Origin of the sequence: Pedobacter nanyangensis (assembly GCF_003313505.1) — a bacterium.
GTDB classification, from domain to species: Bacteria; Bacteroidota; Bacteroidia; order Sphingobacteriales; family Sphingobacteriaceae; genus Pedobacter; species Pedobacter nanyangensis.
In genome coordinates, this window is sequence record NZ_QMHO01000004.1 from 333,622 (window position 1) to 349,812 (window position 16,191).

Consider the following 16,191-nt stretch of genomic DNA (forward strand, 5'->3'; position numbering starts at 1 on the left):
AAATAAAATGTACCAAACGTTATCCAAAACAATCGAGCAATTACAACTACAAAACATTAGTGAAGAACGTAAAGCAACATTACAACCATTGATAGATTTTGTACAACAGAAAACAACCAGCAAAGAGCAAATAAATATCAATTTCATTTGTACACATAATTCCCGTAGAAGCCATTTGTCACAGATTTGGGCACAAGTAGCAGCAACACATTTTAACTTACCAAATGTAAATTGTTATTCGGGGGGTACCGAAGAAACGGCATTATTCCCGAAGGTAGCGGAAACATTGACCAATCAAGGATTTAGCATTTTCAAAATTGCAGATACTAATAATCCTGTATATGCTATAAAATACAGCGATAACGCTTTGCCTGTAATTGGTTTTTCTAAAAAATACGATAGTCCTTTCAATCCTGTATCTGCGTTTGCAGCTATTATGACCTGTTCGCAGGCAGACGGCGGATGTCCTTTTATTGCAGGAGCAGAAAAACGAATACCTATCACATTTGAAGACCCTAAAATTTCGGACAATACGCCGGAACAATCTAAGACATATGCCGAAAGAAGTTTGCAGATAGCAACAGAAATGTTTTACGTCTTTTCACAAATAAGCCAATAACCGATGCAACCAAAACTAAAATTTCTTGACCGTTACCTAACCTTATGGATATTCCTTGCAATGGCAGCAGGTATAGGATTGGGATATTTCTTCCCGAATATTTCAAATGTTACCAATGCCTTATCAGTAGGCACTACCAACATTCCATTGGCAATGGGATTGATATTGATGATGTACCCGCCATTGGCAAAAGTTGATTATACATTATTACCTAAAGCCTTTAAGGACAAAAAAGTTATCGGCATATCTTTATTGCTCAATTGGGTAATCGGTACAGTATTGATGTTTGGATTGGCAGTTTTGTTTTTACGGAACGAACCCGATTACATGACAGGCTTAATACTGATAGGCTTGGCAAGATGTATAGCAATGGTAATTGTTTGGAGCGACTTAGCAAAAGCAAACAGAGAATACACAGCTATGTTAGTGGCATTAAACAGCATCTTCCAAATAGTGAGTTATAGCTTCTTGGTTTGGTTGTTCATCAACGTGTTACCAAGCAAGTTAGGATTAGCCAATTTCAATGTAAGCGTGTCTATGAGAGATGTTACCGAAAGCGTGTTGATATATTTAGGTATTCCTTTCTTAGCAGGTTTCCTTAGCCGTTATTTCCTTATCAAATCAAAAGGCATCGAATGGTATAACAGGAAATTTGTACCTGCAATATCACCTATTACATTGTATGCTTTATTGTTTACCATCGTATTGATGTTCAGTTTGAAAGGCGACAAAATAGTAGAGTTGCCAATGGATGTGGTAAAAGTAGCCGTTCCCTTAATCATCTATTTTGTACTCATGTTTTTCGTGAGCTTCTTTATCAATAAATCCTTAAAAGTCCCTTACGACAAAAATGCTTCCATAGCATTTACAGCAACAGGAAACAACTTTGAGTTGGCAATAGCAGTAGCCATATCAATATTCGGTATTCATTCGCCTCAAGCATTTGTAGGTGTTATTGGTCCACTTGTGGAAGTGCCGGTACTTATATTATTGGTAAGAGCGAGTTTATGGTTGAAGAAAAAGTATTATAGTTAAATGTATGTTTAGGGATCTCGCAAGAATAAATTGGTGAATTAATTGTTCAAAATGAAATTGATATAATACTTTTGCTATTACAAAAGGAAATGGTGTTCTTCCTTTGTGTATTTCGGTAAATGTAGCCAACCCATTCCGTTCCAAACTGTCCACTCCATCTGATCGTTTTTGTTTTTCATCCCGACTGCGTTCGTCCTCCACCACTTACATTTTCCGATTCCGGTACCATCGACGACCAAGCTTCCGCACCAGCCTTTTGCGTAGCAAAAGCACAGAAACGCTCCCCAGATACCGCTAAATAACCCTATGTAAATCTAGGTCAGCAAGCCACATAGAAACTTCGCGAAAAAACCGATTATAAAGCGACCAGATTCGTTAAAACGTATCGTCCGGCACATTATATCCTCCATGTATGTTGTTTTGGGATAAAACTGGTTGTAAGGATTATTCCTGCAATCTATAGTCAGGAGTTTGTTGAGACTAAATGATAGCCCACAATCAATCGTACAAATTAAAGCCAGCCCTCTCTAATACACCTCGCACCCAATTCCACTAAATTTTTACAGTTGGACTTGAAAAGAATCTTTTTTCGGTGGCTGTCTACTGTATACCTAGAGATATGAAGCGTATCGGCTATTTCCCTTGAACTTCTTCCCTCTATGATGAGCCTTAGCACTTCTTTCTCCCGCTTACTAAAAATTTCCTTTGAAAGCAACAACAATGTCTGTCCAACATCAACATTGCAATAGGAAGGCTCACCATCTAGGCCCAAAAAAGATAGTCCCGATGGTCTGTTGTCCGTTTTCAGGTGTGTAATATCCGTATGTACGCCCATCACACGTATGACAGCACCATCTTCGGTACTTTGTATCGTGATAACCTGTTGCAAGATCCATTTATAGGAACCGTCTTTGCACCTTAATCTATAATCGTAGCTCACCTTGTATTTAAGTGTTTTTTCGGCTGGGAGAATGTTGAAAAAATCAGTGACTTTCTGTTCATGGAGAATGAAACGCCCCTTGTCCTCCGGATGGATACAATCAAAAATATATTCGATCGAAAATTCTTCCTTTCCGATGCCCAAAGTCTTTGTGACGCCATCACTTATAAATTCCATTTCCACCTGGGCAATATTAGCGATGTAATAGTAAAACTCCCCAGGCTGGAAAATATCCAGCATCTTCTTATAAATTTCAAGTTCAAACGAGGCAGCTAGGTCACCATTATGGTTTCTGGCGATCTGATGCCATGTCTTCTTCATCTGGTCAAACTTAATCAGGGACATAGGTAGGATTATCTAAAATTTAATACACTGATATTGATGGAACACATGTTCAAATTTAACAATCCGTTTCAAAAATCCCTATTAATAGGTATTTTATGGTATGCCTGCATACGGTAGCTTTGTTGGGTTGTGTTTTATAATGTAAATAACTCAAACATGGGAACTTCAAAAACAATCAGACATCTATTAACAGTGATACTCCTTACCACCTCTTTCGGTATCATTTTAACCTCATGTAAAAAGAAGGGGAATAATGACGATATGGATGATAACAGCCCGTTTACCACTAAACCAGAAGCCATTGCCGCTGAAGATAGCGGAAGTGGGGGCGTGTACAAAGGTGTGTTGGTAGGCTCTACTGGTTATGTGAAAATTATCTTACAAGGTGGGCAAAAATCTGTTACCGTAACTATGGATGGTACAACTAAATCGCTTACCGAAGTATCGTTTGCTCCTACAAATTGGACTTCTGGACAGCCCATAACACGGGCGGTATTTGCCAAAGATAATTGGCAGGTTGTATTTTCGGTAGCAGCAAATGGTGGCAATCCAGTAATAGAAGTAGACATACCCGGGCATAGCAATATCACTGTGGCTGTGTTAAAAGAAACCTCAACTTCCGTAGTAAAAAGCTATGAAGGCACGGTAACCTATCAGGGTACATCGGCCAACAGCGTATTTAATTTCGTGGTCAAAGGGAACAGCTTTTCTGGTTTGGTTCGCATACCTGGAGAAACGGCAACCTATACCATGCAAGGGAGCTTACAGAACGGAACTACTTTGCAAGGCACAGTAAATGGTGCTACTGTAAACGGAACCATACAAGGAGACAATGCTACGGGTAATATCATTACGCCAAATACTTCGGCGCCGTGGACAGCAAAAAGAACACTTTAAAAACTATAATGCAATGAAATTAAATCAATATCATGAAAACATTTGTAATAAAAACGGCTCTTAAATTATCGGTTATTTATTTGCTCTTTGTTGCGCTTAATTCTGGTTTAGCTTATGCGCAACAAAATGAAAAATGGCTCTATTTGGCAAGCGATAAGCCCATCAAGTATAAATTTGTTAAGGTAAAGGAAGAAGCCGGACGTGTCTATTTTCAGATGCAGGTGAAGTATGATAAAACGGCTCCTACCTATTGCGAAAGATGTTTGGGCTATACCATCTACATTTCCAGGTCAACGGGTAATCCAGATGATAGCTACAGACTACATTATCAGTTCTATCAGTCTGATAATACGGTTACGATACCTCACGTATTTAGTGTTTCAAAATCAAATGATGATGGACGTTGGCTGTCTTATTGGGACGATAACTCGAAAATGCCGATGGTAAAAAACAAGGTAGGTGGCGAGCCAGAGCAGCTAAGGTTCGCGACTTGGTGTGTAGATAATTTTAAAAATGATGGCGTAGAGGAATTTAATCGTTGTAAAAGAGATTTTCAGGGAGTGGCACCAGTGGAGTTAAGATAGTAACTGATGAGAATTGTTTTTTTGCTTCTGTTTTTGTTTGTAAATAAGGTAGTCTTGGGGCAAAACTTATTAGCAGGAAATTATACTTCTACTGATGGTAGGTACACGGTAATTGTTGAGCACAATGGTAGTACCATAAAAATAACCGAGCCAAATAAGGAAAACCTGTATAAAAGTTCGGGGGGAGCAATTTATCGTCATACAGAGCCAAAATATGCTGCTTATTATATTAAGGTAGCTGCCAACAATAAATATTATTCTGGCAAAAATGGAGGACAGGAATATTTATTTACTTATTCGGGTGGCAATACCTCGCCCTCCGAAGTGCTGCCCTCAGGAGCAGATAATTGCCCTTTGTATGATAAGTATGCCGCTATGATTAAGAAAGATCCAAATAACACACAAGGTTGGGCATTTTGTGCTGCCGCAGCTCTGGCATATTGCACTTATAATGTAAATGAACGAAAAGAGATGCTAACGCCAATTATACAGGCCTTAAAATCGATTTTGGAACAACCAGAAAAATGCCCTTGTGAAGATGTAATACCTGCCACAGTTTGGAAATCAGTTAAAATAGATTAGCATTTAAAATTAGGTTATGGTTAGTAAGTTTAAATTCTGCCTATTGCTTGTTACTTTTTTTATAGGTGCACAGCGTTCGCTGGGGCAGGGCATTAAGCTAGAAAACGTAGTAAATGAACAATTTGGTACGCTATTAGAATCTTTATTAAAAGATGGTAAGATAGATGAAGTAAGTGCCAAAACATATCTGGAAACGGTGTTTGGTTATGATGAAGCTGTAAGCAATTACCTGAAAACCGTAAATCTAAGTCAGCAGTTAAAGGGTTTGGGACAGGGAAAAATGTCTTTCGATAGTTATATTACAAGTTTAAACAGCAGTTTGATTTCATTTATACCGCAAGAAAAGCAGCAGGCCTATGCCTCTTATATGCAAACCCACTATATGATGGAGGGCGCAATGAACGAAATTAAAAGTGGGAAAATTGGCACCAATACGGTAGAACTGGCTTCGGGAATAATACAGGGGCTAAAAGAAAGCAAAGAACTCAAGCTTAAAAATGAGGCCATTGCCAAAAAACTGGAAGTAATTACGCCTACCTTAGCTAAATTAAACTCATCAACTGCCGAATATAAAAAACTAAACATAGTTGATGAAGTGGAGAGTGAAAAAAATTGGCACACAAATACAAATCCTGTCATGAGGGATAAGCCTGAATATCCGACCACCCAGTTTACTACAAATTATATGACCCTGCAAAATGGCTATTTATTGCTAACTACCCAAAATTATGTTGGTGCTGTTTTTAATTGGGATAAGGATACCAGATTTGAACCACAAAGGATTTACAGAAATATGGAGAAATTCGATTTCTCAAAAGACTTTGTCATGAGCTTTCATCTTCAAATGGATAAAAGGTTGATGCAAACATTTGAAATAGAAATAGGCAAAGGCTATCGCGTAAGTATAGCCCGGACAAATGGTTTTGTTTCAATAGTTACCCCAGCCGATTATAAAGTGACTGAAAAATATGGGAACTTAGCTACTCATAACGATGTAAAAAGGAAAAGCACTGTAGTAGATAGGGACAGATTTATTATACTAAATCAAAGCAATTACCCCGGATTACAGTTGATGATCAGGGAGAAGAAAAATCCAGATGTAAATTTTGATGGTGTACTTAAGCTTACCATTTCGAAAAAAGGAAATGTTTTTACCTGCAAATTAAATGATCTGCCGGGAGATTTAACTTCTACAGTCAATTACTTTCCCGACAAATATTATTTAGGAGCGGTGCTAAAGGAAACTAGTAAAAAAGCAGTGGTGCTAATCCATAAGCTGGAACTAGAACATTTGTAGTCAAAAGAATCATCGTAAAAGGATACTTTCTTTTGCATGCTATAAGAATGTCCACTTTATAATGGACGAACAATTTCGTGGTGAAAGCTAAACAGATACTTAGTATATTCGATCATTCCTTTGCCCTAAATTTTCAAATAACATGTTTAAAATGGACTTAGAATTTTAATATACTGACTAGCAATAATAAATTAATACATAAAATCTTAACTTGTAAATAAACCAATCTGTACAAGGACAGCTAGAAGTTCTTTTAGTAAAATCTTTAAGTAGTGCTATTTTTTCATACTTTAACAACGTTAGATTTTAATTTCTTAAGAGCGATAAAGTAAAAACTAAATCTGTCATGTTAGAGGTGTGGTTAACTATCCAACTGTAGGTAAGTCCTTTCTTGATATCAATGATTTGATGAAGTTCTAGTGTTTTGCCCAAAGTAGTTGTATCCTTCCGCCCGTTGGTCAAAGCTTTGCTAAGTCTTGGTTTGTATGTCTGCTCACTATCGCTACCCTTATCCTTTTTACAGGATACAGAAAATACAGTCAGAATGTTAATGGAAAAGATGGTAAGGTGGGTGGTAAAGTTTTTTTCATTTCTTACATTTGGGCAGTTTACAGGATTACCTCCAATCCACGAAAGTTCGAACCTATAATACCAAAGGTAGATCTTCTGACTTACTCCCCGTTTTCCAGCCCCATTATTAGTTTTTTTAAGTGGAATGATTGAAAAACAGTTTAATAGAGCTTACAACTGCGGGACAGTTACGGATTTCAACCATTATTACGTTTTAATCTTAAGCCGTCGTCAGGGGAAGAATAATCAAGGATAAAGCTAAGCAATAAGCTCGTAAAAATAAAATGTGATCCAGAAGGGCTTGGTATTAATCTTTTTGTTTTGATCATAAAATACCTATATTTACATCATAGTATTTGCAGCTAGAATGTATTTAAAAGGTGCGTAATTCGGGGAGTCGGATTTCAAAACCTATCTAGATATTGTTTAATCGCTGGGATTTACACAAGGTGCAAATCCCAGCGGGATCACAAAAAAGCAACTTCAAAAGAGTTGCTTTTTTTGTTTTTTATCCCCATCGGTGATTAGCTTTACACCGCCAAAAATGAGGACCAAACTCCATACTTAATCATCCATCCGTTAGTTATGAAAACATACAAAGAAAATTACCTACTGATTAGTTTTATCGTTGGCTTTTTCGTGTGGTTATCTGCCACCGTATTATTTAGGCTTGCAGGCCACTATTTTTTTATGGTCGACAATGCATTAGTTATGGCTATTTTGTACATCATCCTCATACCAGCTTTAGGTGTCATATCAACCTCGGTTTTTAATAAATTTGAGTTAGGCAACCTCGAAAGCATCAAATCTGCGGCCATTATGGTTTTACCAGGCATGATACTGGACACGGTATGCATACAATTTTTTGAAAATTTGTTCCCCAACATGCCTGAGGTTTATAGTAAAACTTTTGCTTCATGGCTCATGTTTGCTTACGCCATTGTTTTAATTTTTGGCCTTTTGAGAAAAAACCAAGCGCAAAAGAAATAGCGCTCGGAAGAGCGTACCACAAGAAAAGCTTTGAATATATTTCCTATTTTTGAGTTGATCAATCACATAGGGCTATCCACACAAAACCATAGCATGTTATACTTCACCAGTATTGCAATTTCATTATACCTGCTTGTATTACTTGCAGTTAAGCCCAACAAAACAATGGCCGATAAATTATTGATGATTTGGCAGCTGTTGGCAACGCTTCATCTAGCCAGTTTATATTTACAGGTTTCAGAGAATTACCATCGCTTCCCCTATTTAATAGGCTGGGGAGATTTGTTGGCATTTGTGCATGGGCCTTTTCTATACCTCTACATCTTTTACCTTACCCAACCTAAGCAATTCAGCAAGAAACAGTTCTTTCATTTTTTGCCAATTGCTTTTGCTTATCTTTCATGGTTGTCTTTTCTCCTGAAAGATCCAACACAAAAATTATTGATTTACCACCAAGGCTTTTCTTCTTCCTACTATCAAACCATTGGGATCATCACCAATATTTGCATCATCGTTTCGGGAATTGTTTACGTATTTATGGCTATTGTCCTGCTCCACCGATACAAGAAGAACATACGGGAAGAGTTTTCAAATACGGATAAAATCAGCTTGAACTGGTTACGTTACCTCATTGCCGGCATTGCTGGAATTTGGTTGTTTGTTATTTTCTATCCAACTACAGAAAGTATTTACTTAAGTGCTTCGCTATACATTTGTTTCATTGGCTTTTTTGGTGTGCGCCAACAGCAAATATTCAAACCTAGCATTACAAGCGCCCCACTAAGGTCGCACCACTCCCATGCTCCACATTCCATTGAAGTAGAAGCATTGCCCAACAAAACAAAATACGATTGGTCTTCACTTACAGAAGAGGATATAGAACGTATTTTTATACAGTTAAATGAAGTGATGGTGCAAGAAAAGCTGTACAAAAATGCGGAACTAACGTTGAGCAAACTAGCCGAAATCCTACAACTAAAGGATGCTGCGCTTTCGCAGGTGATCAATTCCAAATTTGGCAAGAGTTTTTACGACTATGTTAATTCGCTGAGGGTAGATGAGTGTATAAAAATGATTGGCGATGAAAAGAACCAAAACTATACGCTACTCTCAATAGCTTATGATTGTGGTTTCAATTCCAAATCGTCCTTCAACCGCAATTTCCGAAAATTCACAGGCAAATCTCCTTCAGATTTCTTTAGAAAACCTACTGAAATGCTGGGCCACAAGGTATCATAAGCACATTGTTGCCTCCATTAGCAAATCTTTATCAAGGTTAAAAAAAACACACATCACACTTACAAACAACAACTTAGCACAGCAACATCAATTAAGTACGCATCATGGGAAGCTATTAAAAGGTGCCACGAAGCCTCGTGGGGCGATTATCATTTCTCAGAATTTCACCTTTGCCAATAAAACTCTGAAATTTTAAATCGATAATCATGAAAACAAAACTTTTTTTATTCTCTGCGCTAGTTTCTACAATGATGTTCACACTGGTATCCTGCAAAAAAGACAAGGCTGACGATCCCACTAAAGTTTATCCAAAAAACGTAAGCATCGAATACAAGTGTACGGTAGCTTCGGGAACGCCCAGTGGTTTAAGTATTATTTACAGCAATGAGAGTGGCGGAAGCAGTACGCTCACTAACGTAGTTTTGCCTTTTAGCAAAAAAATTAACCGTACCGTAAATGCCAATGACGATGTTACCATGGGCTTTACGGGTGTTGGCCCTGGGGGAGTAAAGGGAGAAATTTACGTTGATGGAAAATTGGTAGATTCGAAAACGGCCTCATCCAATTCGTCATCTAATTCCTTTACCGAAACCGTTTTATATGTGTGGCAATAGGTTAAACAAATCTCAACCGTGCTTGAAAATGGTATGATTGATATTCCTGCTAAACGGTCTCACGCAAAGTCTCAACGAAAGTTGGGGCTTTTGCACTTTAGCTGCTTTCCAGGAGCAACAACACTACTGTCCCAACATATCCACCAGTTCGTCTTTGGATAAACTTTGGAAAAAAGCCGCATCTGTCCTGATCACATCTTGCGCCAATTGCCTTTTCTTGTTTTGTAGCTTCATGATCTTTTCTTCCACAGTGTTGGAACAAATCAGTCGTACGGCTACCACATGCTTGTCTTGTCCAATACGATACACCCTGTCGATGGCCTGGTTTTCTGCAGCGGGGTTCCACCAAGGATCAACCAGGTAAACATAATCGGCCTCGGTAAGGTTTAGCCCCACCCCACCTGCTTTTAAACTGATCAGAAATACGCGGACGTCATCGTTGGTTTGAAAGTTATGGACTCTGGCCCCTCTATCTTTGGTTTGCCCGGTCAAATATTCAAAGGAAATAATCCTATTTTCCAGCTCGGCCTTCACCAAATCAAGCATGCCCACAAATTGAGAGAACACCAATATCTTATGTGCTTTCGATTTGTTTTCAATCTGTTCGGTCAACACTTCAATTTTTACCGCATTAGCACCCGAATGCCCCTGTTTGAGCAGCACTGGCGAATTGCAAATTTGCCTTAATTTGGTTAACCCGGTAAGCACGTGCATACTGTTTTTAAGTATTTCATCTTCATTGGTTGCCGAGATAAACTCCCGCAATTCCCGCTCGTAAGTGTCATAAATCCTACGTTGCTCGGCATTCATTTCGCAATAAATGGTCATTTCAGTTTTCTCGGGCAGTTCCTTGGCAACCTGTTTTTTCGTTCTACGCAGGATAAAGGGTTTGATTTTCCGCTGAAGCTCAAAGGCCCGCTTGCTGTACTCGAACCGATCTATAGGAATGGCATATATATCCTTAAAGTACTGCTTACTTCCCAGTAAACCAGGGCAGGCAAAGGAAAGTTGCCCATACAAATCGAAGGTATTGTTTTCAATAGGTGTTCCAGTAAGCACGATCCTATTCCTCGACTGCAATAAGCGGGCAGCTTTATATCGTTCTGAGTTGGGATTTTTAATGGCCTGTGATTCATCCAGGAACACATAATTGAAACGGAAATCTTTCAGGAAACGAATGTCGGACAACAACATGCCATAGGTGGTAAGCACTACTTCGTGGACTTGCAAGCCCTCATTACTTTTTTGTCTATCAGCACCATAGTGCGTCCAAACACTAATAGAGGGTGCAAATTTGGTCAGTTCTTGCTGCCAGTTGAACAGCAAGGAGGTTGGCACTACAATTAAATTGGTCGTATGCCCATGTTTCTCCCTTTGGGAAAGGATAAATGCGATGATCTGTAGTGTTTTTCCCAAGCCCATATCATCGGCTAAACAGCCACCAAAATTATAGTTGTCCAAAAAGTTGAGCCAGTTAAGACCTTCCTTTTGGTAATCTCGTAATTGGGCTTTCAAGGTTGAGGGCACTGCTACCGCAGGGATATTGCCAGCCCTCGAGAATTGGGCGGTGTAGTTTTTGATTTCGTTCTGAACCTCTGCACTCAATTCTGCCTTCTCAAACAAATCGGCCACTTCCGTAAAATTGATTTTCGGGATGTTGATCAGTTCATCGGCGATATCGCCAGCTTGAAAAAAGCGTGCAATTCTATCCATCCATTCCAAGGGTAAAACGCCCTGGGTACCATCATCTAGTTGGACAAATCTAGTTTTATTGCGAATGGCCCGATGAACCTGCTTTAAGCTGGCCTTTTTTTTCCCAAACCCCACCTTTAGTTCGGCGTTAAACCAATCTATGCCGCTCAGTACTTCGATGCTGATTTTGGCGCTATGGGGATTGAGCTTATTGTTTTTGATTTCGTTAAAACCAAGTATGGTAATCCCATGGTTTCGCCATCTTTCAAAGGCACCCAAAAACCAATCTTCATCTAAGAATTTGTCTTTATGGAGATAAAAATACTGGGGCCCTTCTATTTGCTCGGCAAATTCGGGATGCTGGTCCATAACTATACCCGTAAAGCGGGTTTCGGCCTCCTGATCTCGGGCCACTTTAAATTCGTTACCGTTCTGATCGGTATCAAAAAGCTGCTTTTTAGAATATACGGGCACCTCTACCGAGCCGTATTTGACAACAGGTGTGATGGCCACAAAACTATCTTCCTGTTGTAGGTAAATGATGTATTCCCTCAAAAACTCCTTTTCAGCCAGTTGCGCAGGTGTAGCCTCACGAATATAGCTATAGTTGATTTGTACCAAATGCTCCAACGGCGCCAATACTGTCTGCACAAATTCTTCATATTTAGACGAATGGATAATCAATATCTCGTTATTGGCCTTAAAAAACTTGATGACCCGCAGCAAATCCGGATGCTGTACCAAATGGAAAGTTTGCCGATGGTGAATGAAATACTCGTGCCTAAGTGCCATATTGCTCAGCGGAAGCCGCATATCATTAAATAACAGCTCGGCAGTTATTTCGTAGAAGGGTTCTTTTTTAAATACAGTAAGTTGTAGTTCTGCCTTAAGCAGGGTAAGTTCTACAGGAAGCAACGATTTTGGAGAGATGCTTTCGGAAAGGCCCTTATCATGGTAGTAAACTTCTAAATCTAAAGGATTTTCTACGATACGTTTCAGGGCCTCCAGCTCAGCTTCGCCATCTTCTTCCAGATATTTTTGCTGGAAGCTGAGCAAAGCGGCATAAAACTTGATTTGGTTGGGTTCGGTAGCTTTCCAAACCAATTGCATAGGAGCTATTTCATTGATTGGGGCTTTTATTTTACCAGCTTGTGTAATGGCCGCTTCCATGAGCAAAAAATTAAGCTGGTTGTAAAAACGATGTTTACTGATCACCAGTATTTGCCGCTTATCGGTAGTTTGGGCGGCCATTTTTTTAAGTGCCGATGGTTGCTGTGGAGCAAGTGTTTTTTGAAGGGCTTGTGCGTTTATTTTAAGCATGCCCTTTAGTTTATTTTCTACCTGTAACCTGCCTTCCTGATAGTTCAACTGGAAATAGGAATCTAAATTGGGTTCAGTATCTAAACCGTATTCCCTTGCTGATGCCCGTAATATTTGGTCCCTTAAGGCCTGATCAAAAAATATGCGGAGATTTCTGGTTTCCAAAATAGCGTAGATAACCTGGGCCTGATGTTCACATAACTTTTGGGAAAGGTGCCCACAGGAACAGGAGGACCTTAAGGTGTCTCCCAACTGACTTACGGCAACTTTTGGAAAATTTACGACGCCTTTTTTGATAAATACACCGCTGTTAAGTTCAATGGCAATGGGATAGATATCCTGAAAATCTTTTCGCTCCACAAGCTCGCCATTTTGGGTGTGTTTAAGCAAATCGATAGCAGAAAGGCTATTGATATGGGTTTGAGGAAGGACTATTTCGTTGGGCAATGCTGTCATCTGGGACTATGCCTTTTGGCATCCCATAAAAGTACATCTTTTTTGAAAAAGTGATCTTTTGCAACATGATTTTTAGCTCCAACGATTTTATAAAATTCTGCAAAGCCATGCAACGTTGGTATTGACACAAAAAAAAGCACGTCCATGAAGAGGTGCCCTTTCGTTTCCATTTGCTACTTTTTATTTGGCAAGTTCCAGTTTAGCCAATACTTCTTTCTTTTCATTATCAAGCAAGAGGCTGCTGTTTTCTATCCTGTAACTCCTTACCTGTTTCAACGCGGCAAAAAAATCACCCTCTATTTTAAGGTTGGGGCAGGCCATCATGGTAGCGGCGCCTTCTGATAGCGTTATACCATTGGCATCCTTTAATTGATAGCTGCCCGAAAAGCTGTTACAGCCACCGTTTCCAACAAGTTTATTGCCTTCTTTTTGAAAAACCATTTGGGGTTCTTTTTTAAAGGCCGTGTCAAGCACAATGGCTTTGCCGTTAAGCTCCTTCAGTTTCCATTCCTTGTCAAAAAGGTCTACCACAATTGCCGACTGCCCTTGCTGGGCCGCTGTAGCGGTAGTGTCGGTGGCTTTTTCATCTGTTTTGGTGGCACTACACGCTGCCAGGGCAATGCCCATGGTAATGATCAAAATGCTTTTTTTCATGACTTTTGATTTTGGTTATCTATACAAGTTCGCATTTATTTGAAAGATTTTCAATATTTTGGTGGTAGCTCTTTCGTTATTTTACGTAAAAATTCTCCCAAGAGAAACAACTTCAAATTTGTTGCAGCAATCTTTCATCCGCTGAGGAAACTTTCCTACGGCTTACGGAAGGCTATTATCATCGGATATAAAACCTCCGTAAATATGCAGGAAATGGTTCTTACCTGTGGTTGGGTTACTATCATTCCACATTTAGTTCCTTAGAACACCAACCACAAGTAAATCAATAACGGCATTGTTGTATCGCATGCCCCTTAACTGATTGGTGATAACACCAACCAGAGGTAAAATTGGTCTTTTCAGGGGGCAACTTGGCCCGGCGGAAGGGGATCACTTTGCTGTGGCAGAGGGACCATTTTCATATGGCGAACGGGGGTCACTTTGGTGTGTTTTATCCAGCTATACTCTATTTTGTCAAGCTGTTGTTACTTTCTATTTGGGAAGGTTCCTATACTCTCAAATTGTTATTTGACAGGAACAAAACTCACCGGATAATCTTTACAATTCAATTGTTATGGACTCCATGGGTATTCCTTTGCCACCTGCCATAATTTTCTCGATATTTCCATTGTTCAAAAATAAATCCACAATGATTAAGCTTTCTGATGGTGGCTGCATAAATCTGCCTTGCTGGATAAAAAATTGTTCCTTTTTAATTTTCATCACATCAAACAAATACGATGCAAGTGGTCCTGCTGCCATTCCTGTTCCTGCCTCTTCTTCAATGCCATATCTCGGGGCAAACATTCGTGTAGTCGCATCGTATTTTTCGTTGCTTTTCCCTTCCGAAAAAACATAATATCCGATTAAGTCCAACTCATCACTGATCTGAGTTATCAAATCGAAATTTGGAATAATTTGCTTCAATGTGTCATCACTCGAAACAGGAATGATCGCAAATGAGTTTCCTGTATTGACCACCGTAATCGGCGCATGAGGCAGCATATCATCCTCCTTTAAGCCCAATGAGTTTAATATTCGTGCGCTGCTGTTCTCCGCATCACTGTATACAGGGGGCTTTTGCTCCATAAATGCTAAATCATCTTTGATGCGTATTTCCCTGGTGCCGTCTATGGTTTCTTTGGAAGAAACTTCTGCATGAATCAACCCAGCCTGAGCCAGGTAAGAAAAGGTGGCAATCGTGGCGTGTCCGCAATGCGCAATTTGCCGTGTCGGCGTAAAAAAATCGAGTTTGAAATCGGCTATTCCAGATTTTGAAACAAATGCAGTTTCAGATAAACCAACTTTTGAAGCAATTTTTAATTTTTGTTCGTTGGTGAGGCTGTCTGCATTTAGCACTACGCCCGCAGGATTCCCGCCTTTATCATGATCCACAAATGCGTTAATGATTTGCACTTCTATTTTTTGAAACTTCTCCATTACTTAAATTTTTAATTGTTATAACTGTTTACAACCTAATAGACGCAATGAAGAGAAAAAAGACGCAAATTTATTTTTCAGGATTTAGATAGGTAATGGGGTTGCCCTTATCGTCGGTTTGTAAGTTCTTACAGCGTATCATAAGGTCTTTTAACTTTTCTCTACCTCTTTGCACTCTTGTTTTTGTGCCTGAATAGGATATATTTAATTCTTCGGCTAAGGCGGTTTGAGAATAGTTGTCGAAGTAGGTAAGCAATATCGCTTGCTGATATTTTTCCGGCAGTTTACTTATTTTCTGATTGATGCAGTTGCTTAACGAAAGATAAAGCGGTTCTTCATTTTCTTGTTCTGCAAAGTCGAAATCATTGCTATTTGGCTTCGATTTAGTGTTCCGATAATAGTCCGAAACAGTGTTCCGTGTAATTTGATAAACCCAGGAAGTAAGCTTGGAACTGTCTGAAAGTTTATGAATATGAAGCTGAATTTTTATGAAAACATCTTGCAGAATATCTTCACCGGCGCCAACATCACTTACCTTGCTGTGAATAAATTTTTTCAGCTCATCGTGTAAGTCAATCCATATTTCTTCAACTTGTCCATCCATAATTTTAGTAGTTCTTATTTTATCATCCAACCTATTTAGTTTTAGTAAAATCACAAAAATATCCCAACTGTTGGTTGCTGCATTCGTTTGCTATACACAAATAAAAACATGTCTTTCTATGCTTTCAATTGATGTATTGCTCCATTACTGGACCGTAGGCCTATTTAGCACATAGGCATATGGACTGTGCCTTTCGTATCTTTCTGCTTTAGAGTCAACAACGTTCCACCTTCCCACAACCTGATCATAGAACTTGGCGCCGTAATCATACTGTTCCAGTTCCTCCTGCAGCTCCTTGCCATTGTAAAGGTAT

Annotated in this window: 15 protein-coding genes and 1 riboswitch; of the genes, 9 read left to right on the forward strand and 6 right to left on the reverse strand. The window is 39.2% G+C overall.

The window, feature by feature from the left end:
• The first annotated feature begins 7 nt into the window (after window positions 1-7).
• Both DUT71_RS10025 and arsB read left to right on the forward strand, forming a co-directional pair.
• A complete protein-coding gene (locus tag DUT71_RS10025; protein ID WP_113662393.1) occupies window positions 8-619 on the forward strand; it encodes an arsenate-mycothiol transferase ArsC in 612 nt (203 codons plus the stop codon).
• A 3-nt stretch (window positions 620-622) separates the two neighbouring features.
• A complete protein-coding gene (gene arsB, locus DUT71_RS10030; RefSeq protein ID WP_113662394.1) occupies window positions 623-1,654 on the forward strand; it encodes an ACR3 family arsenite efflux transporter in 1,032 nt (343 codons plus the stop codon).
• 511 nt (window positions 1,655-2,165) lie between these two features.
• Here arsB and DUT71_RS10035 read toward each other — a convergent pair.
• On the reverse strand, window positions 2,166-2,915 hold the full coding sequence (locus DUT71_RS10035) for a LuxR C-terminal-related transcriptional regulator (RefSeq protein WP_162796017.1): 750 nt from the start codon (window positions 2,913-2,915) through the stop codon (window positions 2,166-2,168).
• Between the two features lie 180 nt (window positions 2,916-3,095).
• Here DUT71_RS10035 and DUT71_RS10040 point away from each other — a divergent pair, with 180 nt between their 5' ends.
• The 7 genes from DUT71_RS10040 to DUT71_RS10070 all read left to right on the forward strand — a co-directional run bounded on the left by DUT71_RS10040 (window position 3,096) and on the right by DUT71_RS10070 (window position 9,712).
• Window positions 3,096-3,836 carry a hypothetical protein gene (locus tag DUT71_RS10040; RefSeq protein ID WP_113662396.1) on the forward strand — a complete coding sequence of 247 codons (741 nt, stop codon included), beginning with the start codon at window positions 3,096-3,098 and terminating at the stop codon, window positions 3,834-3,836.
• A gap of 32 nt (window positions 3,837-3,868) precedes the next feature.
• On the forward strand, window positions 3,869-4,420 hold the full coding sequence (locus DUT71_RS10045) for a hypothetical protein (RefSeq protein WP_113662397.1): 552 nt from the start codon (window positions 3,869-3,871) through the stop codon (window positions 4,418-4,420).
• A gap of 6 nt (window positions 4,421-4,426) precedes the next feature.
• The gene (locus DUT71_RS10050) at window positions 4,427-5,002 is read left to right on the forward strand and encodes a hypothetical protein (protein WP_113662398.1); all 576 of its coding nucleotides are present in this window, start codon (window positions 4,427-4,429) and stop codon (window positions 5,000-5,002) included.
• 43 nt (window positions 5,003-5,045) lie between these two features.
• On the forward strand, window positions 5,046-6,299 hold the full coding sequence (locus DUT71_RS10055) for a hypothetical protein (RefSeq protein ID WP_162796018.1): 1,254 nt from the start codon (window positions 5,046-5,048) through the stop codon (window positions 6,297-6,299).
• Between the two features lie 639 nt (window positions 6,300-6,938).
• A riboswitch (cobalamin riboswitch) is annotated at window positions 6,939-7,114 on the reverse strand.
• 340 nt (window positions 7,115-7,454) lie between these two features.
• Window positions 7,455-7,859, forward strand: coding sequence for a DUF5367 family protein (locus tag DUT71_RS10060; RefSeq protein WP_113662400.1), 405 nt, complete (start codon window positions 7,455-7,457; stop codon window positions 7,857-7,859).
• Window positions 7,860-7,952: 93 nt separating this feature from the next.
• On the forward strand, window positions 7,953-9,098 hold the full coding sequence (locus DUT71_RS10065; RefSeq protein WP_113662401.1) for a helix-turn-helix domain-containing protein: 1,146 nt from the start codon (window positions 7,953-7,955) through the stop codon (window positions 9,096-9,098).
• Window positions 9,099-9,304: 206 nt separating this feature from the next.
• Window positions 9,305-9,712, forward strand: coding sequence for a hypothetical protein (locus DUT71_RS10070; protein ID WP_162796019.1), 408 nt, complete (start codon window positions 9,305-9,307; stop codon window positions 9,710-9,712).
• A 123-nt stretch (window positions 9,713-9,835) separates the two neighbouring features.
• On the opposite strand, the gene DUT71_RS10075 is transcribed toward DUT71_RS10070, so the two are convergent.
• From DUT71_RS10075 to DUT71_RS10100, 5 genes are all read right to left on the reverse strand, one after another.
• The gene (locus DUT71_RS10075; protein WP_113662403.1) at window positions 9,836-13,180 is read right to left on the reverse strand and encodes a DEAD/DEAH box helicase; all 3,345 of its coding nucleotides are present in this window, start codon (window positions 13,178-13,180) and stop codon (window positions 9,836-9,838) included.
• Window positions 13,181-13,360: 180 nt separating this feature from the next.
• Window positions 13,361-13,834: an META domain-containing protein gene (locus DUT71_RS10080; protein ID WP_113662404.1), complete on the reverse strand. Its 474-nt coding sequence runs from the start codon at window positions 13,832-13,834 to the stop codon at window positions 13,361-13,363.
• 558 nt (window positions 13,835-14,392) lie between these two features.
• The gene (locus tag DUT71_RS10090) at window positions 14,393-15,274 is read right to left on the reverse strand and encodes a PhzF family phenazine biosynthesis protein (RefSeq protein WP_113662406.1); all 882 of its coding nucleotides are present in this window, start codon (window positions 15,272-15,274) and stop codon (window positions 14,393-14,395) included.
• Between the two features lie 70 nt (window positions 15,275-15,344).
• Window positions 15,345-15,908, reverse strand: a complete 564-nt coding sequence (locus DUT71_RS10095; protein ID WP_205313902.1) for a sigma-70 family RNA polymerase sigma factor — start codon at window positions 15,906-15,908, stop codon at window positions 15,345-15,347.
• Window positions 15,909-16,022: 114 nt separating this feature from the next.
• Window positions 16,023-16,191: RHS repeat-associated core domain-containing protein (locus DUT71_RS10100; RefSeq protein WP_317048852.1), on the reverse strand; the 169-nt coding region annotated here is incomplete at its 5' end.

Coding starts and splice junctions, on each gene's coding strand:
- DUT71_RS10025 (WP_113662393.1), top strand. CDS start 8: ATGTACCAAACGTTATCCAAAACAATCGAGCAATTACAACTACAAAAC.
- arsB (WP_113662394.1), top strand. CDS start 623: ATGCAACCAAAACTAAAATTTCTTGACCGTTACCTAACCTTATGGATA.
- DUT71_RS10035 (WP_162796017.1), bottom strand. CDS start 2,915: ATGAAGAAGACATGGCATCAGATCGCCAGAAACCATAATGGTGACCTA.
- DUT71_RS10040 (WP_113662396.1), top strand. CDS start 3,096: ATGGGAACTTCAAAAACAATCAGACATCTATTAACAGTGATACTCCTT.
- DUT71_RS10045 (WP_113662397.1), top strand. CDS start 3,869: ATGAAAACATTTGTAATAAAAACGGCTCTTAAATTATCGGTTATTTAT.
- DUT71_RS10050 (WP_113662398.1), top strand. CDS start 4,427: ATGAGAATTGTTTTTTTGCTTCTGTTTTTGTTTGTAAATAAGGTAGTC.
- DUT71_RS10060 (WP_113662400.1), top strand. CDS start 7,455: ATGAAAACATACAAAGAAAATTACCTACTGATTAGTTTTATCGTTGGC.
- DUT71_RS10065 (WP_113662401.1), top strand. CDS start 7,953: ATGTTATACTTCACCAGTATTGCAATTTCATTATACCTGCTTGTATTA.
- DUT71_RS10070 (WP_162796019.1), top strand. CDS start 9,305: ATGAAAACAAAACTTTTTTTATTCTCTGCGCTAGTTTCTACAATGATG.
- DUT71_RS10075 (WP_113662403.1), bottom strand. CDS start 13,180: ATGACAGCATTGCCCAACGAAATAGTCCTTCCTCAAACCCATATCAAT.
- DUT71_RS10080 (WP_113662404.1), bottom strand. CDS start 13,834: ATGAAAAAAAGCATTTTGATCATTACCATGGGCATTGCCCTGGCAGCG.
- DUT71_RS10090 (WP_113662406.1), bottom strand. CDS start 15,274: ATGGAGAAGTTTCAAAAAATAGAAGTGCAAATCATTAACGCATTTGTG.